This window comes from Malaciobacter mytili LMG 24559 (genome assembly GCF_003346775.1).
GTDB lineage: Bacteria > Campylobacterota > Campylobacteria > Campylobacterales > Arcobacteraceae > Malaciobacter > Malaciobacter mytili.
This window is the reverse complement of the sequence record NZ_CP031219.1, coordinates 2,795,651-2,816,233: the sequence shown is the minus strand read 5'-3', so window position 1 is coordinate 2,816,233 and position 20,583 is coordinate 2,795,651. Positions and strand designations below refer to the sequence as shown.

Genomic DNA, 20,583 nt, shown 5'->3' with positions numbered 1-20,583 from the left:
TCTTATAATTATTTACTTGCTGGAACACTAGGTGCAGTTGGTGCAGCTGGTGCTGTTTGCTCTACTTTTTGTTCTGGTTTTGTAGGAATTAAGCTATTGATTTTTACTGTATCAACAGCACTTTTATTTCTTTGTTCATTATACATATAACCTAAAACAAGAGTATTAATAACAAATAAAAGGCCTACAGCCATTGTTGCTTTAGCTAAAAAGCTTCCAGGTCCTTTTGCTCCAAATAGTGAGTCATTACTTCCACTATATGCTCCAAGTCCAATACTAGAACTTTTTTGCAGCAATACTGTTATTGTTAATATAATAGCTAATACAAATTGAACTATTAAAAGTGTAGAAGTCATATTGGTTGTCCTTTTTTAAAAATGCTGTATATTTTATCTAAAACTTATTAAGAAAAAGTTAAAATAATACTTAACTATATTCTATACTTAATGTAAAAGAGATAAATCTAAATAAATGTCTGTACAAAATGAATTTACTAAACATGCAAAAGATTATAACAATAATAATATAATTCAGCAAATAATTGCAAAAGCTCTTGTAAGAGAGATTGCTTCAACTCCTAAAACTATTTTAGAACTTGGCTGTGGTTCAGGTCAAGTATATAAAAATATTACTTGGGAAATATGTGAATATACTGCGATTGATTTTTCCCTTTCTATGTGTGAATTACACCCACGAGCAAAAAATATAAATATATCTTGCTTTGATTTTGATTCTGAAGAGTTTTTTAACTTTTTAGAAAATAAAAATTTTGAAATGGTTATTTCTTCTTCTGCTATGCAATGGTCAAAGGATTTAAAAAAACTTGTTGCAAGATTATCAAATGTTACAAATACTATAAATGCTGTTTTATTTACTTCAAATACTTTTAAATCAATACAAGCTATAACAGGGAATAAATCTCCTATTTTAGATACAAATACTATTAAAGAGGCTTTTTTACATAGCTTTAATTGTGAATTTGAAGTATATAATTATAATGTAGAATTTGAAAACAAAAAGAAACTTTTTGATTATATTAAAAACTCAGGAGTTAGTGGTGGCACATCTTTAAGCTTTAAAGATGCAAAAAAGCTTTATAAAGAATATACTTTAAATTATTTAGAATTTGAAGTTATTTTTGTTAAGACAATTTCTAAATCATAAAGTTCATATCTAATAGCTTTAAAAGTTTCACTATTCTCTGTTGAAAAAAGTTTAGTAAACTCTTCTAATACTCTAGCACTTTCTTGTGCTCTTTTAAAGTTAGCTATTAGTATTGAGTTTAAATCTTCTCTTTTTTGTTCACTAGTAGTTGATTTTTTTAAAACATCATTTTTTATATCTCTTGAAGATAGAAGTTCACTATAAAAGTTAAGTCTGCTTTGGTGTCTTATTTTTTTTAATCTTGAAGCATTTTCTTTATCATTATAGATGTATCTAAAAATATCTTCAATTACTCGAAGACCTTCTCTTAATCTATTTAAATTAGCATCTATTAAACGTAAGTGTTCTTTTGTCATCTCTTCTCATATATAAACTAACTCCAAGTGGAGTTAGTTTTTATTCATTATTGTTATTCATAATTCCTAAAATTTGTAATAAAGATACAAATAGGTTAAAGAAATCTAAATATAAAGATAGTGCAGCCTCAACTGGTGAGTCATAACCACCTCTGATGATATTTTGCGTATCATACAGAATAAATGCTGAAAATAATAAAGCACCACCACTTGCAATAATTAATTGCATCATTGAAGATTGAATAAAGATATTAGAAATACCTGCAACAATCATTATAATTAATGCAATAAATAAAAATTTACCCATTGAAGAGAAGTCTTTTTTTGTTGTCATAGCAAACATAGAAATTCCCCCAAACGCTACAGCAGTCATTAAAAATGCTTGACCAACTATAGAAGCACCACTTGGCATAGCAAAAATTGCTGTTAATAAAGGAGCAATTGTAAGTCCTGTGATAAATGTAAATGCAAATAATACTGCTAAGTTTACACCAGGAGTATGTTTTACTCTTGGAATAACAAAGAATATCAATGCTAACTCTACTGCAAATAAAATCCACATTACTGGTCCTGCAATAATAGAAACAATATCAAGTCCAATATATGCTCCTGCAGTAGCTGCTAAAAGTGATCCCGCAAATAATTGATATGTAGCTTTTAAAAAGCTCATAAGTTGAACTCTTGAAGAGTTCTGTGCTGTATGATTGTGAGATTGTTCTAAATAATCTCTGTTATACATTTTCTGTCCTTTTATTTATTATTATAAAATTTAGATTTGTAATATTAATATGTTAAAGCTTATATAACATATCTATTACATTGTTGATATATTACAGTATAAATGTAAACGAAATATTAACATAAAATAACAAAATGTGTCTAAAAATAATAAAAATGGCAAAAACCCAAAGAATTTAAGAATTTAAGCTAGGATTTAGGAAAAACCCTTGACAAGGGGTAAAAAATCTATTATAATTCCCGTCCAAATTCGCTGGAACGCTTAAGAAGCGGGAGAGATAGAAATTGAGTTCTTTAAAAACAAAAAGTTTATAAGGAAAGTAATCTTTATAAACTGAATATATATGACAATGAAAAACAAGAAGAATAGAAAATTCTTCGTCTATAACAAAAATTTAATTAATTAATTTTAATTAAAAAACAATGAGTGATAATTTTGTAACAAATAGAGTTACATAATTAGTCAGTTTCAAACACTTTTTGGAGAGTTTGATCCTGGCTCAGAGTGAACGCTGGCGGCGTGCTTAACACATGCAAGTCGAACGAGAACGGGATATAGCTTGCTATATTTGTCAGCTAAGTGGCGCACGGGTGAGTAATGTATAGGTAACATGCCCTTTACAAGGAAATAACAGTTGGAAACGACTGCTAATGTCCTATATGCCTTTAATACTAAAGTATGCAAGGGAAAGATTTATCGGTAAAGGATTGGCCTGTATTGTATCAGTTAGTTGGTGGGGTAATGGCCTACCAAGACAATGACGCATAACTGGTTTGAGAGGATGATCAGTCACACTGGAACTGAGACACGGTCCAGACTCCTACGGGAGGCAGCAGTGGGGAATATTGCACAATGGGGGGAACCCTGATGCAGCAACGCCGCGTGGAGGATGACACATTTCGGTGCGTAAACTCCTTTTATATAGGAAGATAATGACGGTACTATATGAATAAGCGCCGGCTAACTCCGTGCCAGCAGCCGCGGTAATACGGAGGGCGCAAGCGTTACTCGGAATCACTGGGCGTAAAGAGCGTGTAGGCGGATCGATAAGTCAGGAGTGAAATCCTATGGCTCAACCATAGAACTGCTCTTGAAACTGTCAATCTAGAGTATGGGAGAGGTAGATGGAATTTCTGGTGTAGGGGTAAAATCCGTAGAGATCAGAAGGAATACCGATTGCGAAGGCGATCTACTGGAACATAACTGACGCTGAGACGCGAAAGCGTGGGGAGCAAACAGGATTAGATACCCTGGTAGTCCACGCCCTAAACGATGTACACTAGTTGTTGCCATACTAGATATGGCAGTAATGCAGTTAACACATTAAGTGTACCGCCTGGGGAGTACGGTCGCAAGATTAAAACTCAAAGGAATAGACGGGGACCCGCACAAGCGGTGGAGCATGTGGTTTAATTCGACGATACGCGAAGAACCTTACCTGGTCTTGACATAGTAAGAATATTTTAGAGATAGAATAGTGCTAGCTTGCTAGAACTTACATACAGGTGCTGCACGGCTGTCGTCAGCTCGTGTCGTGAGATGTTGGGTTAAGTCCCGCAACGAGCGCAACCCTCGTCGTTAGTTGCTAACAGTTCGGCTGAGAACTCTAACGAGACTGCCTACGCAAGTAGGAGGAAGGTGAGGACGACGTCAAGTCATCATGGCCCTTACGACCAGGGCTACACACGTGCTACAATGGGGTATACAAAGAGCAGCAATACGGTGACGTGGAGCAAATCTCAAAAATACCTCCCAGTTCGGATTGTAGTCTGCAACTCGACTACATGAAGTTGGAATCGCTAGTAATCGTAGATCAGCTACGCTACGGTGAATACGTTCCCGGGTCTTGTACTCACCGCCCGTCACACCATGGGAGTTGATTTCACTCGAAGCAGGGATGCTAAGATAGCTACCTTCCACAGTGGAATCAGCGACTGGGGTGAAGTCGTAACAAGGTAACCGTAGGAGAACCTGCGGTTGGATCACCTCCTTTCAGAGAAAAAACAGATTAAGATTCAATTCTTAATCTGAAAGTCAATATATTCAGTTTATAAAGATTATTTAAAGATAGGTGAAAGGGGCCTATAGCTCAGCTGGCTAGAGCGCTCGACTGATAATCGTGAGGTCACAGGTTCAAGTCCTGTTAGGCCCACCATAAGAAAGATAATCTTTATGGGGAATTAGCTCAGCTGGGAGAGCGCCTGCCTTGCACGCAGGAGGTCAGCGGTTCGATCCCGCTATTCTCCACCAACTTATAAATAAAAAAGAAGAAAATAAGGTGAGAAAAGAAACTTAATATAAGAACTAAAAGAGATTAGTTTTTATATTAGGTTTAAAAAACCTAAAAGTTATTTAAAAACACAATGTTAAAGTCTTTAAATTTTTCGAAAGAGTTTTATTGAAACGAAAGTTTTAATAAAAAATAAAATTTCAAAAAAGAAAACACAACTATCTTATGTTTAATAAGATAGTAGCCAAGGAATAATTATCAAAGGTAGATTAAATAGGAATATTTAATTTATACAAAGAAAGCTATTAAGGGCTAATGGTGGATGCCTAGACTGTAAGAGGCGATGAAGGACGTACTAGACTGCGATAAGCTTCGGGGAGCCGTCAAGAGGCATTGATCCGAAGATTTCCGAATGGGACAACCCAGCATAATGAAGATTATGTTACCCTACGGGGGGCTAACCTGGTGAAGTGAAACATCTCAGTAGCCAGAGGAAGAGAAATCAAACGAGATTCCGTAAGTAGCGGCGAGCGAACGCGGAAGAGGGCAAACCCTATGCTTGCATAGGGGGTTGAAGGACCATAATAAGAGACTAAAGATGATAGTAGAAATAGTTGGAAAGCTATAGCATAGAAGGTGATACTCCTGTATACGAAATTATCAATAGCTCAAATGGTATCCTGAGTAGGTCGGAACACGTGGTATTTTGACTGAAGCCGGGGGGACCACCCTCCAACCCTAAATACTACTTACAGATCGATAGTGAACAAGTACCGTGAGGGAAAGGTGAAAAGTACTCCAGCGAGGAGAGTGAAATAGAACCTGAAACCATTAGCTTACAATCATTCGGAGCCCTATGTTTTAACAGGGTGACGGACTGCCTTTTGCATAATGAGCCTGCGAGTTGTGGTATCTGGCAAGGTTAAGTCAAGTACGAAGCCGTAGCGAAAGCGAGTCTTAATAGGGCGACTAAGTCAGATGCTGCAGACCCGAAACGAAGTGATCTATCCATGGGCAGGTTGAAGCTGGTGTAAGAGCCAGTGGAGGACCGAACCGATAGGCGTTGAAAAGCCTCCGGATGACCTGTGGATAGGGGTGAAAGGCCAATCAAACTTCGTGATAGCTGGTTCTCTCCGAAATATATTTAGGTATAGCCTCTAGAAGTAGCATGTAGGGGTAGAGCACTGAATGGGCTAGGGCTGCTCACCGCGGTACCAAACCCTATCAAACTTCGAATACTACATGTGGAATCTAGGGAGTCAGGCGTAGGGTGATAAAATCATATGTCGAGAGGGGAACAACCCAGACTAACAGCTAAGGTCCCAAAGTTACATCTAAGTGGAAAACGATGTGGAGTTACTGTGACAACCAGGAGGTTGGCTTAGAAGCAGCCATCCTTTAAAGAAAGCGTAACAGCTCACTGGTCTAGTGATTCTGCGCGGAAAATATAACGGGGCTAAGATGTACACCGAAGCTTTAGATTCATATTATATATGAGTGGTAGGAGAGCGTTCTATTCAGCGTAGAAGATGTACCGGTAAGGAGCGTTGGAGCGGATAGAAGTGAGCATGCAGGCATGAGTAGCGATAATTGAGGTGAGAATCCTCAACGCCGAAAACCCAAGGTTTCCTACGCGATGCTCGTCATCGTAGGGTTAGTCGGGACCTAAGTCGAGTCCGAAAGGGGTAGACGATGGTAAATTGGTTAATATTCCAATACCAGCATATAAGCGCGATGTGGGGACGCATAGAGTTAATCGAGGTCACTGATGGAAGTGTGGCTCGAAGGAAGTAGGTTGATACTTAGGCAAATCCGGGTATCACGAGACCGAGATCTTACAGGCCGAACAATCTTTTAGGAGAGCGTTTGGAATCGATGATACTGTCGTGCCAAGAAAAGCCACTAAGTATATTATATGTTGCCCGTACCGTAAACCGACACAGGTGGGTGGGATGAGTATTCTAAGGCGCGTGGAAGAACCCTGGTTAAGGAACTCTGCAAACTAGCACCGTATCTTCGGTATAAGGTGTGCCTCCTCTGGTATATGAACTTGCTTCAAAAAGCTAGAAAGGTTGCAACAAAGAGTCCCTCCCGACTGTTTACCAAAAACACAGCACTTTGCTAACACGTAAGTGGATGTATAAGGTGTGACGCCTGCCCGGTGCTCGAAGGTTAACTGATGATGTTAGAGCAATCGAAGCATTTGATTGAAGCCCGAGTAAACGGCGGCCGTAACTATAACGGTCCTAAGGTAGCGAAATTCCTTGTCGGTTAAATACCGACCTGCATGAATGGCGTAACGAGATGGGAGCTGTCTCAACCAGGGATCCAGTGAAATTGTAGTGGAGGTGAAAATTCCTCCTACCCGCGGAAAGACGGAAAGACCCCGTGCACCTTTACTACAGCTTGACACTGTAGCTTGGATATTCATGTGCAGGATAGGTGGGAGGCTAAGATGACTAGACGCCAGTAGAGTCGGAGCCACCCTTGAGATACCACCCTTGAATATTTGAGTTACTAACTAGGTAGAGTAAACCTCTACTAGGACAATGTCTGGTGGGTAGTTTGACTGGGGCGGTCGCCTCCTAAAAAGTAACGGAGGCTTACAAAGGTTAGTTCATGGCGGATGGAAATCGCCAGCTGAGTATAATGGCATAAACTAGCCTGACTGTGAGACGTACATGTCGAGCAGAGACGAAAGTCGGTCATAGTGATCCGGTGGTTCTGAGTGGAAGGGCCATCGCTCAAAGGATAAAAGGTACGCCGGGGATAACAGGCTGATCTCCCCCAAGAGCTCACATCGACGGGGAGGTTTGGCACCTCGATGTCGGCTCATCGCATCCTGGGGCTGGAGCAGGTCCCAAGGGTATGGCTGTTCGCCATTTAAAGCGGTACGCGAGCTGGGTTCAGAACGTCGTGAGACAGTTCGGTCCCTATCTTCCGTGGGCGTAGGAAAGTTGAGGAGATTTGTCCCTAGTACGAGAGGACCGGGATGAACGTACCACTGGTGTACCAATTGTTCTGCCAAGAGCATCGTTGGGTAGCTACGTACGGATGAGATAAGAGCTGAAAGCATCTAAGCTCGAAGCCAACTCCAAGATGAACTTTCCCTGAAGATCCCTCTAAGACTAAGAGGTTGATAGGCTAGATGTGTAATCAATGAAAGTTGTTTAGCTGACTAGTACTAATAGATCGTTTGGCTTTTTTTTTACAATTCTTTGGTTTACTATCTTATTAAATATAAAAGTTGTGTAAAAGACTTTAACAAAAAACTCACAAAGTTGAGTGTTAAGAATAGAAGAACTATTTTTATCACTCAACTTGCTGGTGGATATAGCGAAGTGGAAATACCCAGACCCATACCGAACCTGGAAGTCAAGCACTTCAGCGCTGATAATACTGCAGCTTTCAGTTGTGGAAACGTAGGTCTCTGCCAGCTCTTGAGTTTTTTATATAACAATTTAGCCTTTATCTAAGTCAATATTTACTGTTGATTTCGATAGAGGCTTTTTTTTTACCTTGTTTTTTTTAATTACCTTTCTCAATAAAGTTAAATTACTAGATAAAAGGGTGAACATTTGAAAAATAGCGTAAAGAATATTTTTTAAAATTCGTAAAGAAATTGTAACTTGTTTGAGGCAAGAATTTGCCGAGTCTTACAATTTTAGGATTTTAAAAAAGATTTAGCGTAATTTTTCATCTAGCGAACGATTTTTTTTGTTTACTTTTTTTATAAAAAAAAAGTATTTTAGTCTAAATATTAATTATAGAAATATATATTTATAAGTAGAAAATACAATAAGAGAATAAAACTTTTATCTTATATTTTATATTTCTTTTTTTAATTACCTTTCTTTAACCGTAAAGAAAGGTACAAAGAAACTCCCAGACAAGTTATTGAAGGCATAAATGCTTCCCAAAAATATTATTCTAATTTTCTGCCTTGCGGAACTTATAAAAAGAGTGAATTTATCACTCTTTTTATTTCAAACAGTCCTCAGGCTTTCTCGAAAATTATCTTCCTATTTTTGGCTTCAATAAAGTCTGGCTTTTTTCACAAGAAGCTTTTTATTTATACTACTTTTTAAATGCTTATTTTCTAGTAATTTAACTTTATTGAACTAAAAAGTATAAGCTATTACTTTCTTGTGAAAAAAGCCATTAAAATAAAGCTTTAAATGGATTAATTTATAAAAAACAAGTAAATATACTTATTTCTATTTTCTTTTTCTTCTAGACATCTTATAGGGCTTTTATATTAGTTGTATTGTTTTTTATTTTACTTTTTTCTAGATATAAAAAAAGGCCAGCATAAGCTGACCTTTTAATGGATAGAATTGAATCTTATAATCTTGACTCGTATCTTCTAAGCATATATAATCTTTTAAGCATTTTCTTTCTAGCAGAAATTTTTTGTTTTTTTCTAATTTCTGTCATTGGCTCGAAAAATCTTCTAGCTCTTGCTTCAGTAACGATAAGGTTTCTGTCACATTGCTTTTTAAATCTTCTATAAGCTTCGTCAAAAGATTCAGTTTCTTTTACTTTAATGCCAGGCACTAAAATCACCCTCTTTCTTTTAAAATTTGAACATAGATTATATTTAAAATAAACTTAATTACTATTTAATTAATTTAAGATATAATGGTAAAATTAAAAAAAAAAGGCAAATCACTTGAACTTAACACACTTAGATGATAAAAATAGACCAAAGATGGTTGATGTTTCTGATAAAAATGATACAACAAGAGTTGCAGTAGCCTCTGGACAAATCTCTATGAGCCAAGAAGCATTTGAGGCTATTATAAGTAATAATACAAAAAAAGGTCCAGTATTACAAACAGCTGTAATTGCAGCAATTATGGGAACTAAAAAAACAAGTGAACTAATCCCTATGTGTCATCCTTTATTATTAAGTGGAATAAATTGTGATATTGAAGAACTTCCAAAATTGCCTGGATTTAAGCTTTATGTTACTGCTAAACTTACGGGGCAAACTGGAGTTGAGATGGAGGCTTTAACAGGGGTTAGTATAGGTTTACTTACTATTTATGATATGGTAAAAGCAATAGATAAATCTATGATTATTTCAAATGTTCAATTAGAACATAAGTCTGGTGGGAAAAGTGGTGATTTTAATAGAGAAAATTTAAATTAATAGGAAAAATAAATGATTGATTTAAGTAAAGAGACTTTAGCATTAAATTATCCTTGTACTTGGATATATAAATTAGTATGTCATCATGAAAAAGATATTAAAGAGATTGTAGTAGATGTACTAAAAACAAGAGAGCATAGTGTAAAAGAATCAAAAACAAGTTCTAAAGGAAAATATAAAAGTTATTCTTTAGAGTTATTAGTTCACAATGAAGATGATAGAAAAGAGCTATATAAGCTTTTAAGTGATCATGAACATATTAAAATGATTATATGAGTATTGTATATGAATAGAAGAGATTTTTTTAATTCTTGTAAATTAGCAGCTTTAAGTACTTTTACTTCTTCTTTATTATTAAAAGCTGATGAAGAGTTTGAAACTAATGAGGAGATATATCCTGCTGATTCATTGGCTATAGGAAGTACTCCTATTAAAAAAAGTGATATTTTTATTGAAGATAATGATATAAATGAATTTATAGCTGTTAGAAAAAAATTAAGACTTGTGCAAAGACATATTGGATATGGTAATTTTAATGTTGTAAGTTTTGATAACTTAATAAAATATGCAAAATATGCAAAAAATATTGGAGAATTTACAAATAAAGAATTAAGTTTTTTAGAAAAAATATTTTATATTAATCCCACACAATATGGTTTTTATGGTAAAAAAATCTCTTCTTCAATTACTGAAAAAATCAGTGAAAAAGATATTGTAAAAATACCAAGAACAGGTCATTATTTATTTAGAGGAAAGCCTGAACAGACTTATTATGAAATGAAAAAGGATATTGGAGATACTATAATCTTAACTTCAGGTGTTAGAAGTATTGTAAAACAGATGAACCTTTATCTTGATAAGATATATTCAACAGATGGAAATATAACAGAGGCTTCAAAATCTTTAGCTCCACCAGCATTTACATATCACTCTATTGGTGATTTTGATGTGGGAAAAATTGGTTTGGGATATGATAATTTTACATCAAGATTTGCATTAACTGATGAATTTTTAAAAATGAAAAGCTTAACTTATATTGAGATGAGATATACAATAAACAATAAAGATGGAGTAAGATATGAACCTTGGCATATTAAAGTTATTTAGTTTTATATTTTTTATTTTTTCAATTTCGCTTTTTGCAAATATTCAAAATTTTGATTTAATAAAAAAAGGTGAAACAGATAATAATACACTTTTAATTGTTGGTGGAATACAAGGTGATGAGCCAGGAGGTTTTATGGCTGCTTCCCTTATTGCTACTCATTATGAAATTAATAAGGGTTCTGTTTGGGTAATCCCTAATTTAAACTTTTATTCTATTATTAAAAGAGGAAGAGGAGCTTTTGGAGATATGAATAGAAAATTTGCTTCTATTTCTTCTCAAGACCCTGATTATAATACTATACAAAGAATAAAAGAATATATGTCAAATGATAAAGTTAAACTTATTTTAAATTTACATGATGGTAGTGGTTTTTATAGAAAAAAACATATTGATAGTATTCATTCTCCACATAAATGGGGACAAAGTTCAATTATTGACCAATCTTATTTAAATATAGAAAAATATGGAAATTTAGAAGAAATTTCTTCTCAAGTTTGTGAATATATAAATAATAAATTAATAAGACAAAGAGACTACTATTCAGTTAAAAATACAAAAACAAGACTTGGTGATAAAGAGATGGAAAAAACTCTTACTTATTATGCTATTAATATAGGGAAAGCAGCCTTTGGTAATGAAGCAAGTAAAGAGTTACCTTTACATGAAAGAACATATTATCATCTTTTAGCTATTGAAAAATATATGCAAATTATGAATATTGATTATAAAAGAAAATTTGAATTAACACCAATAGTTTTAAAAGATGTAATAGATAATGATATTTCTATTTCTTTTTATGATGATAAAATTAAACTTCCACTTAGGGAAATTAGAAATAGTTTAAATTATTTTCCTATTAAAAAAGATGGAAGTATTGAGTTTGTGGGGAGCAATCCATTAATGACTGTTATAAAAGATGGAAATTTATATAATATTCATTATGGTAATAGAAGAGTATCAAGGTTATCTCCTGACTATTTTGAAATTAATCATGAATTAAAAAATGTAGATATTAATATTGATGGAGAAATAAAAGAGATAGAAATGGGTTCACTAATTTATGTAAAAGATGATTTTTTAGTAAAACCCAAAGAGGATATAAGAGTAAATGTTATTGGATATGTTAATAAATCTCAAAAGAATGAAGCAGGATTAAAAATTTCTAAAACAAATATCTTAAAAAGATACTCAATTGATAAAAAAGGTAAAATCTACAGAGTTGAATTTTATAAAGATGAAAAATTTGCTGGGATGGTATTAGTTAAGTTTATAGATGATTTGTCAATAGTTTCTAATAGTGAGAAAGATACTACAAAAAAGTTGTAGTATCTAGTTTATATAAACTAATTCTTTTTTAAATAATTCTTGATTTAATTTTTTGCAAGCATTTTTATATAGCTCTTCAATTCTTTTTTTATCATCTTTCATTATTTTTTCTAAATCTTCAAATGATTCTCCAGATTCAATAGCTACAAAAACCTTATATTCTTTTTTTGTGAATTTTCTTTTTAGAACTTCTTGTAACTCTTCTTCAGGTTTTAATGTTCCAACAAGTCTATCAATATTATCTAATATAGATTGAGTAAAATTCATTATTTTCCTTTTGGCATATTTAGCTGCAATTATATAGTAATCCCAATAAAAAAGCTACTTTTTTTTTAATTTTTTATCCATTGATTTAAAATAGAAATATCTTCATATGAAGTCATATCTAATTTAATAGGAGAAATAGAAATATAATTATCTTTTATTGCTTCAAAATCACAATCTTTATTTTCACTACTTTTCCAAATTAAAGGGTGTAATCCTATCCAATAATATTCTTCTCCTCTTGGATTTAAATGCCTAGAAGTATCATTTCCATACTCTCTATATCCAGCTTTAGTAATCTTTATACCTTTACACTCTTTTGGTTCAATTGGAGGAATATTTATATTTAAAAATTTTCGTTCACCCAATGGAAATTGATTATTTAAAATCTTTTTGGCTATTTTTACAATTGTATCTTTTGCTAAAGCAAAATCCCAACCATTTTTTATATCTTGACATCTATCTTTACAAACTTGTGAAATTGCAATGGCAGGAATATTATGTAAAACTGCTTCCATCGCAGCAGAGGCTGTTCCACTATAAGTAATATCTTCTCCCATATTTGCACCAATATTTATTCCACTAATTACCAAATCAGGTTTATACCCTTCTTTAAATAGATTATGAATAGAAATAAACATACAATCTGTTGGACTTCCATCATCTATTTTATAAAAATCATCATCAACTTTAGCCATTCTTAATGGTCTATCTAAAGTTAAAGAGTGCCCACACGCTGATTTATTTTTTGCAGGGGCAACTACTGTTATTTTTGCAATAGGGCTTAAAGCTTGAATTAAAGCTTTTAATCCAATTGCATCAAATCCATCATCATTTGTTAATAAGATTTGTTTCATTCTACTAAATATAATCCTTCCATATTTTTTATAAGATTCTCAATATTTGAAGCAACTTTAAAACCTGTTTCAAGTTCAATATCTCCAAGTTTTGATTTTATAATAATTTTAAACTCTCTTTTTCCTTGATTATGTGCAATTACTTCAAAAAGTTTATACATAATTTCTTCACTATTTGAAAAAGGAATAGCAACATTTACAGGAGGTTCTATCTTCTCTACTTTTTTAACTTTTTGTTTATCATTTTTTGCATCATCTAAGTTTTCAATTTTTCTTAGACTCATTCTTGTAAATTGATCATCTTTTGATATTTTTACTTTAAAAGCAAGGGGTTCATCTTGATAATTAAATTCATTTTTTAACTCATTTAGTTTATCTTCAAACATCATAAGCTCAATATTTCCGTGGAAATCCATAATATTTAAAATAGCAAATTTATTACCTTTTTTAGAAATTTTTTCTGTTATAGTTTCAACTTTACCTATAAATAAAACTTCACTTCCATCACTTATCTCATCAATTTCAGAACTTAAAGTATAGTTTATCTTATCAAGTTGTTCTCTATACTCATCAAGGGGATGTCCAGATACATAAAAACCTAAGGCACTTTTTTCTAGTTCTAAAAGCTCTTTAGAAGAGTATTCTGGAATATGTGAAAGCTCAATTGTTATACTTGTAAGCTCTTCATCATCTCCAAATAAGGAACCCGTTGCCATTTTCTTTGCTTGCATAGCTTTTCCTGCAGCTTCAACAATTAGTTCAATTTGTTCTAATAAGGCTTTTCTACTATATTCAAAGCAATCAAGCGCACCTGCTTTAACTAAAGATTCAATTACTCTTTTATTTACTTTACTCGCATCAATTCTACTAATAAAATCAGATAAATCTTTAAATTCTCCACCTTCATTTCTTGCTTTTAAAATTGATTTAATTGCCACATCTCCAGCACCTTTAATGGCACCCATCCCAAACATAACAACTTCTTCTTTTTCAATTTTCTTTGCAGAGAAAACAAGGTCTGATTTATTAATATCAGGTGGAAATAAATCAAGTCCTAATCTTTTAACTTCATCAACATACTTTACAACCTTATCTGTATTATCCTTTTCAAGTGTAAGTAAGGCTGCCATAAATTCAGCTGGGTAGTAGCATTTTAAATATGAAGTATAAAAAGTTACTAAAGCATAGGCTGCTGAGTGAGATTTGTTAAATCCATATCCAGCAAACTTTACAATAAGGTCGAATAACTCTTCTGTATAGGCTCTTGTATAACCTTTATTTACAGCCCCATCGGCAAATTCACCTTTTAATCTATCCATCTCTTCTTTAATTTTTTTACCCATTGCCCGTCTAACTAAATCGGCACCACCAAGTGAAAAGCCACCAATAGATTGCACGATTTGCATAACTTGCTCTTGATATACAATAACTCCGTAAGTATTTTCAAGTATAGGTTTTAAAGCAGTTTCTAATTCATCATAGAAATAATCAATTTTTGCTCTTCCATGTTTTCTTTCAATAAAGTCATCAAGCATTCCTGATTCCATTGGACCTGGTCTATATAATGCAAGTACGGCAATAATATCCTCAAAGTTTGAAGGTTTTAATCTTTTACATAAATCTTGCATTCCATCGGATTCTATTTGGAATAATCCAATTGTATTACCAGTTTGAATAAGGTCATAAACTCCCTTATCATTCACATCTGTTTCAAGAAAATTTACTCTTTTTCCATGCCTTAATTCAATTAATTTATTTGCTTCTTCAATAACAGTTAGGGTCTTAAGACCTAAGAAGTCGAATTTAATTAAATCCACATCTTCAACATATTTCCCATTATATTGAGTAGCTAAGGTATCAAGCCCAGAGGGTTTAAAAAGAGGAGTTTTTTTCCATAATGGTTCATTTGAAATAACAACACCAGCAGCGTGAGTACCTGCATTTCTATTTAAGCCTTCAAGTGCTAAAGCAAATTCCCATACCCTTTTAGCTTGTGGGTCTGAGTCACAAAGTTCTTTAATTTTTGGTTCTTTTTCATATGATTGTGTAAGGTTTATTCCTAATTCATCAGGGATTAATTTTGCCATAGCATCAGCTTTTGCATAAGGCATATCTAAAACTCTAGCAACATCTCTAATAACCCCTTTTGCTAGAAGTTTACCAAAAGTAATAATTTGTGCAACATTGGCTCTACCATATTGTTGAACAACATAATCAATAATTTCTCCCCTTCTACTTTGACAAAAGTCCATATCAATATCAGGCATTGATACTCTCTCTGGATTTAGAAACCTCTCAAAAAGTAATCCATAAGGAATAGGGTCAATATCGGTAATTTTTAAACTAAAAGCAACTAAGCTTCCTGCTGCTGAACCCCTTCCTGGACCTACTGGAATCTTCATTTCTTTTGCAACTCTAACGAAATCCCATACAATAAGCATATATCCAGGGAATTTCATATTATTAATAATATCTATTTCAACTTGTAGCCTATCTTTATACTCTTGATGTTTTTCTTGCGGTACAAGTTCAAGTCTTTTTTCTAAACCTTTCCAACATTCATGAATAAATAAAGCCTTATCATTTTCAAGGGAATATTCATTTTCAGGTTCTGGTATTTGTAAACCTTCTTGTGTTAATTTTTGTCTAGTAAATTTAAAGTTTGGTGGAGTAGGGTTTCCTAGTTTTATCTCTAAATTACATTTATCTGCTATTTCTTGTGTAGCTTCAATAGCTTCAGGAATATCAGCATAGAGTTTTGAGATTTGTTCTGGTGATTTTAAATAAAATTCATGTACAGAGTGTCTTAGTCTATTTGGATCATCATAAAGTTTATTCATGGCAATACACATAAAAGCTTCATGGGCATCGGCATCTTTTTGTTCTAAGTAGTGAGTATCATTTGTAGCTACTAGTTTAATACCTGTCTCTTTTGAAAGCCTAATAATTTGATCATCTACAAAAAGTTGGTCTGAAATTCCATGTCTCATAATCTCTAAGTAAAAATCATCTCCAAAAATCTCTTTATACTCTAAAGCGATTTTTTTTGCTTCTTCATAACCTTTTGCACCATTTCTTACATTTCTTTCATTTTGAGTATTTAAATGCCAGTTTACTTCCCCTTGTAAACAAGCGGCACTACAAACTAATCCTTCACTATTTTCCCTTAATAGTTTTTTATTAATTCTTGGATAGTAGTAAAATCCATACATATAAGCTTGAGAACTTAAAAACATTAGATTTTTATAACCTATATCATTTTTTGCATATAAGCAAAGGTGAAATCTTTGTTTTGTAGTTTTATCATCAAGTTCACTACTATTGTGAATATATGCTTCCATTCCAATAATAGGTTTAATTCCCTCCGCTCTCATTGCATTATAAAAGTCAATAGCTCCAAACATGTTACCATGGTCTGTCATGGCAACACTTTTCATTCCTAAGGCTTTTATTTTTTTTGCTAGGGGTTTTATTTTATTTGCACCATCAAGTAATGAATATTCAGTATGTAAATGTAAATGGCTAAATTTAGGTATTTCGGACATCTTTTAAATCTTTATGCTTTTTTTAATTTAAAGTATACCTAAAAAATGATTTTGAGCCTCTTTAAAACCTAAATTAAAACACTCTTCAAGCTCTTTAAAAGTAAATAATGAAAAGTTTCTTATATGAGTACTTCCTAAGTAGTAGTTTGTATTAGCCAAACTATGGGAATGGTTTTCATATAGTTCTTTAAAAACCTTTTTCTTTAAAAGTTTTAAAGGATTTACTTTTTTTGTTGTATGTTGTGTTCTTTTGGGAAATAAATCCACTGCAAAAATCTCATAACCTTTATTTTGTAAGGGTTTTATTGGAACATTATCAAATAATCCTCCATCAATTAAATACATATTTTTGTACTTTATGGGTTTAAAAATAGGTACTAAAGCACTAGAAGCCATACATAAAGTAATGGAATCTCCACTATTAAAGTAGTGTAGTTTTTTCTCTTTTATATCATAGGCATTTATATATACAGGTTTTGGTAAATCTTCTAAGTTTTTTATAGGTATTAATTCATCAATAATTTTACTTGTATGGTCAATTTTTAGTAAGCCATTTCGAAAATAGTTAAACTTTAAAGCTCTTCTTAATTCTTTTGAAGCAAAAATTCTTAATTGTTCTTTAGCACAAACTCCGCTAGCATGAGCTACACTTATAATACTGCCAATAGAAGAACCACTATAAGCTTGTATTTCTATACTATTTTTTTCACAAAATTCAAGAACCCCAAGATGAAAAGCACCCCTTGCAGCACCTCCGCCAAGAGCAAGTGCAAGATTTGTAGGAAAGATTTTTTTTTGCATTATTTCTCAAGCCAATCTATTATAATAAATTCCCCTTCATAGGTTTCAGCAATAGCTGTACAAGACTCTACCCAATCTCCACAGTTTAAATATTCTATCTCTTCTATTTTTCTAATTTCTGCTTTATGAATATGACCACAAATAATACCATCATATCCTTTATTTTTTGCATGTGTTGATAAAACTTTTTCAAAATCAGTTATAAAAGAGACAGAGGATTTAACATTGTCTTTTACATATTTTGATAAAGACCAATATTTTTTTATGCCAAGTTTTTTTCTTATAAAGTTTAATAAGGCATTTAAATATAAAAGAAGGTCATATCCATAATCTCCTAAAATAGCAAGCCATTTTTTAGTCATAGTAATAGAATCAAAAAAATCCCCATGGGTTATATAATAGGTTTTCCCATTTAAAGCTTTATATTCAAGTTCATTGGAAATATTTAAATCATCTCCTAAAAACAAAGGAACAAAAGGTCTTAAAAATTCATCATGATTTCCAGTAATAAAAGTAACTTTACAACCTTTCTTTGCTTTTTTTAGTATCTTTTGTATTACATTGGAATGTGTTTGGGGCCAAATAAATTTTCTTTTCATAGCCCAGCCATCTATAATATCTCCCACTAAGATGAGGTTTTCACTTTGATTTTCTTTTAAAAATTTTAAAAGATTCTTGGCTTTTGAAAACCTTGTGCCAAGATGAACATCTGATATAAAAATGCTTTTGTATTTCATAAAAGCATTGTAAAAAAAATAAGTTACATTTAAATAACAATTTAATTAAGAAATATTTTCATAATCAGAAGATAAAAATTCAATAGTAAAATCATAAATATCTTTATAAAAAGGTGTTTGACACATATGTTTTACTCCTAAAAAGTAAGCAATACTCCAATTTAAAAATTCTGTTATTTTATCCATTCCTCTCTTTAGGGGATATTACTATGCTAATATCCCATTTTTTATGCTTTTAAATATTTCATCACCTTTTAAAGCTCTTACTAATTCTAAAGCAAATCTTGTTGCTGTTGCTGGCCCTCTTGAAGTAATAACTTTGCCATCAATTACAACTGCATCTTCATTATGGTAACCTTCAAGTCTTATTTTTTGTTCAAAACTTGGATAACAAGTATAGTTTTCATTTAGAACTTCTGCTTTATTTAAAGCATAAGGTGCTGCGCATATTGCACCAATATATTTATTTTCACTTTTCATTTGTTTTAATAAAGCTTGTACATAGCTATTCTCTGCAAGTGTAAAAGCATTTGGTAATCCACCCGGAAGAACTATCATTTCAAACTCTTGTGCTTTTACCTCTTCTATTTTACAATCAGCAATAATTTTTATATTATGTGATCCTACTGTTTCTAGCTCTTCAAGTGCAGCTATAACCACTTCAATATCTGCTCGTCTACATATATCAATTATTGATATTGCTTCAATCTCTTCAAATCCATTTGAAATAGGAACTAAAATTTTTGCCATAACTTCTCCTTTATATCTTTTATAAGATTATATATAAAAAAGGTTTGAGAAATACTCAAATCTTATAAACATCCTTTAAAGAATGATTTTTTAAGAGGAGGGGAAGTTGGTAAAAGTACAGTAAGTTCAAATCTAGCAGTTTCTTTAACACAAGCAGGGTATAAAGTAGGGCTTTTAGATGTAGATGTATATGGTTCTAATATTTCAAGAATGTTAGGAGTTAATAATGAGAAAATACAATGGAATGAAAATAATAAAATTATACCTAGTGAAAATTTTGGTATAAAAATAATGTCTGTAGCCTTAACAACTCCAAATGATGATACCACTTTAGTTTGGAGAAGTTCTGTTGCAATTTCTGCTTTAATTCAATTTTTAGAAGATGTACAATGGGGAGAGTTAGATTTTTTAGTAATTGATATGCCTCCTGGAACAGGAGATGTTCAACTTAACAATGGCTTAAGAATTGCCAATTAGTGCTACAATTATAGTAACCACTCCACAAATGGTTAGTATAGATGATGTAAGTAGAGCAATTATGATGTTTAAAGATACAAGTGTCCATATTGGCGGTCTTGTAGAGAATATGAGTTACTTTATTGCTCCTGATACAAAGAGTAAATATTATATCTTTGGAAGAGGTAATAGTGAGCAAATTTGTCAAAAATATAATATACCATTACTAGGGAAAATTCCATTTGAGATAACTATAAGAGAAAATTGTGACCAAGGTAAAGTATCCGTTGCTTTAGCAAATGATGAAATAAAGGACTATTATAAGGGTATTACAACTAACCTTTTCAAGAGTTTATAAGTTTGAATTAAATAAAATTTATCAATTATAAAAAGGGGAATACATGCTTAAAACTTTCATTAAGAGTTGCTTAAGTGTTACAGCTGTTGCTTTATTAGCTTCTGGATGTGTTGCAACAACTACAAATAACACTTCTTCAAATGATAACTTTAACCCAAAACTTGACACTAGTGTTCAAAAAGAGAATGCTAAAGTTCAAATTACAAAAGAGTATCTTAAAGTTGCACAAGATAAACAATTTAACATAACAACACAAAATAGTTTAGAAGGTACAATTGACTCATTAGCTACTCAAATGATGAGAAACACTAAGATACCTACAAATAAACCGGTTCTTGTTACATCTTTTGTAAGATTAGATAACTTTAAAGAAACAAATGAGTTTGGTAGAGTAATTGGGGAAAGCTTAATAAATGAACTTTCAAATAGAGGGTTTAATGTTATTGAGTTTAGAGGACAATTAAATGTTTCTATTGATGAAAATGGAGAATATTTTATCTCAAGAGATATTAGTAAATTAAAAGAAAAAATTCCAAATACTTATGTGGTAGTGGGAACATATTCAAGACAATATGGTAAAGTTGTATTAAATGCGAGAGTTGTTGATAATATTTCTGGAAGAATTATCTCAAGTTCAAGAGCAATTTATCAACATAATAAAAGAAATGATTGTGTAGTTTTTAAAGATTGTAAACCTCCAAGAACAATTAAAATTGTAAAAGAAGAGTAATTAAGTA

General features: G+C 32.3%; 19 protein-coding genes, 2 tRNA genes and 3 rRNA genes. 13 read left to right on the top strand and 11 right to left on the bottom strand.

Features of this window, described 5'->3' with window-relative positions:
* Positions 1–8 precede the first annotated feature (8 nt).
* Positions 9–356, bottom strand: a complete 348-nt coding sequence (secG, locus tag AMYT_RS13580; protein WP_114843055.1) for a preprotein translocase subunit SecG — start codon at positions 354–356, stop codon at positions 9–11.
* 115 nt (positions 357–471) lie between these two features.
* On the opposite strand from secG, the gene AMYT_RS13575 reads away from it, so the two are divergent.
* A complete protein-coding gene (locus tag AMYT_RS13575; RefSeq protein ID WP_114843054.1) occupies positions 472–1,164 on the top strand; it encodes a methyltransferase domain-containing protein in 693 nt (230 codons plus the stop codon).
* Here AMYT_RS13575 and AMYT_RS13570 read toward each other — a convergent pair.
* Both AMYT_RS13570 and AMYT_RS13565 read right to left on the bottom strand, forming a co-directional pair.
* Positions 1,116–1,520, bottom strand: coding sequence for a thiamine-phosphate pyrophosphorylase (locus tag AMYT_RS13570; protein WP_114843053.1), 405 nt, complete (start codon positions 1,518–1,520; stop codon positions 1,116–1,118). The genes AMYT_RS13575 and AMYT_RS13570 overlap by 49 nt on opposite strands.
* Positions 1,521–1,560: 40 nt before the next feature.
* Positions 1,561–2,259: a Bax inhibitor-1/YccA family protein gene (locus AMYT_RS13565; RefSeq protein WP_114843052.1), complete on the bottom strand. Its 699-nt coding sequence runs from the start codon at positions 2,257–2,259 to the stop codon at positions 1,561–1,563.
* A 476-nt stretch (positions 2,260–2,735) separates the two neighbouring features.
* On the opposite strand from AMYT_RS13565, the gene AMYT_RS13560 reads away from it, so the two are divergent.
* From AMYT_RS13560 to rrf, 5 genes are all read left to right on the top strand, one after another.
* A 16S ribosomal RNA gene (locus tag AMYT_RS13560) occupies positions 2,736–4,252 on the top strand.
* A gap of 85 nt (positions 4,253–4,337) precedes the next feature.
* Positions 4,338–4,414: transfer RNA gene (locus tag AMYT_RS13555), tRNA-Ile, on the top strand.
* Positions 4,415–4,433: 19 nt separating this feature from the next.
* Positions 4,434–4,509: transfer RNA gene (locus tag AMYT_RS13550), tRNA-Ala, on the top strand.
* Positions 4,510–4,784: 275 nt separating this feature from the next.
* Positions 4,785–7,698, top strand: a 23S ribosomal RNA gene (locus AMYT_RS13545).
* A gap of 114 nt (positions 7,699–7,812) precedes the next feature.
* Positions 7,813–7,928, top strand: a 5S ribosomal RNA gene (rrf, locus tag AMYT_RS13540).
* The 16S, 23S and 5S rRNA genes sit together here with 2 tRNA genes alongside, the layout of an rRNA operon.
* Positions 7,929–8,833: 905 nt before the next feature.
* Here rrf and rpsU read toward each other — a convergent pair.
* Entirely contained in the window at positions 8,834–9,046 is a 213-nt protein-coding gene (gene rpsU / locus AMYT_RS13535; protein ID WP_114843209.1) for a 30S ribosomal protein S21, read from the bottom strand.
* 115 nt (positions 9,047–9,161) lie between these two features.
* Here rpsU and moaC point away from each other — a divergent pair, with 115 nt between their 5' ends.
* From moaC to AMYT_RS13515, 4 genes are read left to right on the top strand one after another with little or no spacing between them, the layout of a single operon-like run.
* The gene (gene moaC, locus AMYT_RS13530; protein WP_114843051.1) at positions 9,162–9,644 is read left to right on the top strand and encodes a cyclic pyranopterin monophosphate synthase MoaC; all 483 of its coding nucleotides are present in this window, start codon (positions 9,162–9,164) and stop codon (positions 9,642–9,644) included.
* A 12-nt stretch (positions 9,645–9,656) separates the two neighbouring features.
* Positions 9,657–9,920, top strand: coding sequence for an HP0495 family protein (locus tag AMYT_RS13525; RefSeq protein WP_114843050.1), 264 nt, complete (start codon positions 9,657–9,659; stop codon positions 9,918–9,920).
* Positions 9,921–9,929: 9 nt separating this feature from the next.
* Positions 9,930–10,751 carry a D-alanyl-D-alanine carboxypeptidase family protein gene (locus AMYT_RS13520; RefSeq protein WP_114843049.1) on the top strand — a complete coding sequence of 274 codons (822 nt, stop codon included), beginning with the start codon at positions 9,930–9,932 and terminating at the stop codon, positions 10,749–10,751.
* Positions 10,723–12,078 (top strand): M99 family carboxypeptidase catalytic domain-containing protein, encoded by a 1,356-nt coding sequence (locus tag AMYT_RS13515; RefSeq protein ID WP_114843048.1) that lies wholly within the window; start codon positions 10,723–10,725, stop codon positions 12,076–12,078. The genes AMYT_RS13520 and AMYT_RS13515 overlap by 29 nt, the downstream gene beginning before the upstream one ends.
* 3 nt (positions 12,079–12,081) lie before the next feature.
* On the opposite strand, the gene AMYT_RS13510 is transcribed toward AMYT_RS13515, so the two are convergent.
* From AMYT_RS13510 to AMYT_RS13485, 7 genes are all read right to left on the bottom strand, one after another.
* Positions 12,082–12,345: a hypothetical protein gene (locus tag AMYT_RS13510; protein ID WP_114843047.1), complete on the bottom strand. Its 264-nt coding sequence runs from the start codon at positions 12,343–12,345 to the stop codon at positions 12,082–12,084.
* A 65-nt stretch (positions 12,346–12,410) separates the two neighbouring features.
* Entirely contained in the window at positions 12,411–13,199 is a 789-nt protein-coding gene (surE, locus tag AMYT_RS13505) for a 5'/3'-nucleotidase SurE (protein WP_114843046.1), read from the bottom strand.
* Positions 13,196–16,744: a DNA polymerase III subunit alpha gene (gene dnaE / locus AMYT_RS13500; RefSeq protein WP_114843045.1), complete on the bottom strand. Its 3,549-nt coding sequence runs from the start codon at positions 16,742–16,744 to the stop codon at positions 13,196–13,198. The genes surE and dnaE overlap by 4 nt, the downstream gene beginning before the upstream one ends.
* Positions 16,745–16,771: 27 nt before the next feature.
* A complete protein-coding gene (locus AMYT_RS13495) occupies positions 16,772–17,545 on the bottom strand; it encodes a patatin-like phospholipase family protein (protein ID WP_191287673.1) in 774 nt (257 codons plus the stop codon).
* Positions 17,545–18,282, bottom strand: a complete 738-nt coding sequence (locus tag AMYT_RS13490) for a UDP-2,3-diacylglucosamine diphosphatase (RefSeq protein ID WP_114843044.1) — start codon at positions 18,280–18,282, stop codon at positions 17,545–17,547. The genes AMYT_RS13495 and AMYT_RS13490 overlap by 1 nt, the downstream gene beginning before the upstream one ends.
* Positions 18,283–18,327: 45 nt before the next feature.
* Entirely contained in the window at positions 18,328–18,468 is a 141-nt protein-coding gene (locus AMYT_RS14990; RefSeq protein ID WP_162919514.1) for a hypothetical protein, read from the bottom strand.
* Positions 18,469–18,489: 21 nt separating this feature from the next.
* The gene (locus AMYT_RS13485) at positions 18,490–19,032 is read right to left on the bottom strand and encodes a DJ-1 family glyoxalase III (RefSeq protein ID WP_114843043.1); all 543 of its coding nucleotides are present in this window, start codon (positions 19,030–19,032) and stop codon (positions 18,490–18,492) included.
* Positions 19,033–19,083: 51 nt separating this feature from the next.
* On the opposite strand from AMYT_RS13485, the gene AMYT_RS15170 reads away from it, so the two are divergent.
* The 3 genes from AMYT_RS15170 to AMYT_RS13475 are packed head-to-tail and all read left to right on the top strand — an operon-like array spanning position 19,084 to position 20,576.
* Positions 19,084–19,509 (top strand): P-loop NTPase, encoded by a 426-nt coding sequence (locus AMYT_RS15170; protein ID WP_265936035.1) that lies wholly within the window; start codon positions 19,084–19,086, stop codon positions 19,507–19,509.
* A 28-nt stretch (positions 19,510–19,537) separates the two neighbouring features.
* Positions 19,538–19,846, top strand: a complete 309-nt coding sequence (locus AMYT_RS15165) for a P-loop NTPase (protein WP_265936026.1) — start codon at positions 19,538–19,540, stop codon at positions 19,844–19,846.
* Positions 19,847–19,889: 43 nt separating this feature from the next.
* Positions 19,890–20,576, top strand: a complete 687-nt coding sequence (locus tag AMYT_RS13475; RefSeq protein ID WP_162919513.1) for a FlgO family outer membrane protein — start codon at positions 19,890–19,892, stop codon at positions 20,574–20,576.
* Positions 20,577–20,583 lie beyond the last annotated feature (7 nt).

What these genes read in the sequence shown, in the direction of transcription:
- secG (WP_114843055.1), bottom strand. Translation starts at nt 356, where the DNA reads ATGACTTCTACACTTTTAATAGTTCAATTTGTATTAGCTATTATATTA.
- AMYT_RS13575 (WP_114843054.1), top strand. Translation starts at nt 472, where the DNA reads ATGTCTGTACAAAATGAATTTACTAAACATGCAAAAGATTATAACAAT.
- AMYT_RS13570 (WP_114843053.1), bottom strand. Translation starts at nt 1,520, where the DNA reads ATGACAAAAGAACACTTACGTTTAATAGATGCTAATTTAAATAGATTA.
- AMYT_RS13565 (WP_114843052.1), bottom strand. Translation starts at nt 2,259, where the DNA reads ATGTATAACAGAGATTATTTAGAACAATCTCACAATCATACAGCACAG.
- AMYT_RS13525 (WP_114843050.1), top strand. Translation starts at nt 9,657, where the DNA reads ATGATTGATTTAAGTAAAGAGACTTTAGCATTAAATTATCCTTGTACT.
- AMYT_RS13520 (WP_114843049.1), top strand. Translation starts at nt 9,930, where the DNA reads ATGAATAGAAGAGATTTTTTTAATTCTTGTAAATTAGCAGCTTTAAGT.
- AMYT_RS13515 (WP_114843048.1), top strand. Translation starts at nt 10,723, where the DNA reads ATGAACCTTGGCATATTAAAGTTATTTAGTTTTATATTTTTTATTTTT.
- AMYT_RS13510 (WP_114843047.1), bottom strand. Translation starts at nt 12,345, where the DNA reads ATGAATTTTACTCAATCTATATTAGATAATATTGATAGACTTGTTGGA.
- surE (WP_114843046.1), bottom strand. Translation starts at nt 13,199, where the DNA reads ATGAAACAAATCTTATTAACAAATGATGATGGATTTGATGCAATTGGA.
- dnaE (WP_114843045.1), bottom strand. Translation starts at nt 16,744, where the DNA reads ATGTCCGAAATACCTAAATTTAGCCATTTACATTTACATACTGAATAT.
- AMYT_RS13495 (WP_191287673.1), bottom strand. Translation starts at nt 17,545, where the DNA reads ATGCAAAAAAAAATCTTTCCTACAAATCTTGCACTTGCTCTTGGCGGA.
- AMYT_RS13490 (WP_114843044.1), bottom strand. Translation starts at nt 18,282, where the DNA reads ATGAAATACAAAAGCATTTTTATATCAGATGTTCATCTTGGCACAAGG.
- AMYT_RS14990 (WP_162919514.1), bottom strand. Translation starts at nt 18,468, where the DNA reads ATGGATAAAATAACAGAATTTTTAAATTGGAGTATTGCTTACTTTTTA.
- AMYT_RS13485 (WP_114843043.1), bottom strand. Translation starts at nt 19,032, where the DNA reads ATGGCAAAAATTTTAGTTCCTATTTCAAATGGATTTGAAGAGATTGAA.
- AMYT_RS15165 (WP_265936026.1), top strand. Translation starts at nt 19,538, where the DNA reads ATGGTTAGTATAGATGATGTAAGTAGAGCAATTATGATGTTTAAAGAT.
- AMYT_RS13475 (WP_162919513.1), top strand. Translation starts at nt 19,890, where the DNA reads ATGCTTAAAACTTTCATTAAGAGTTGCTTAAGTGTTACAGCTGTTGCT.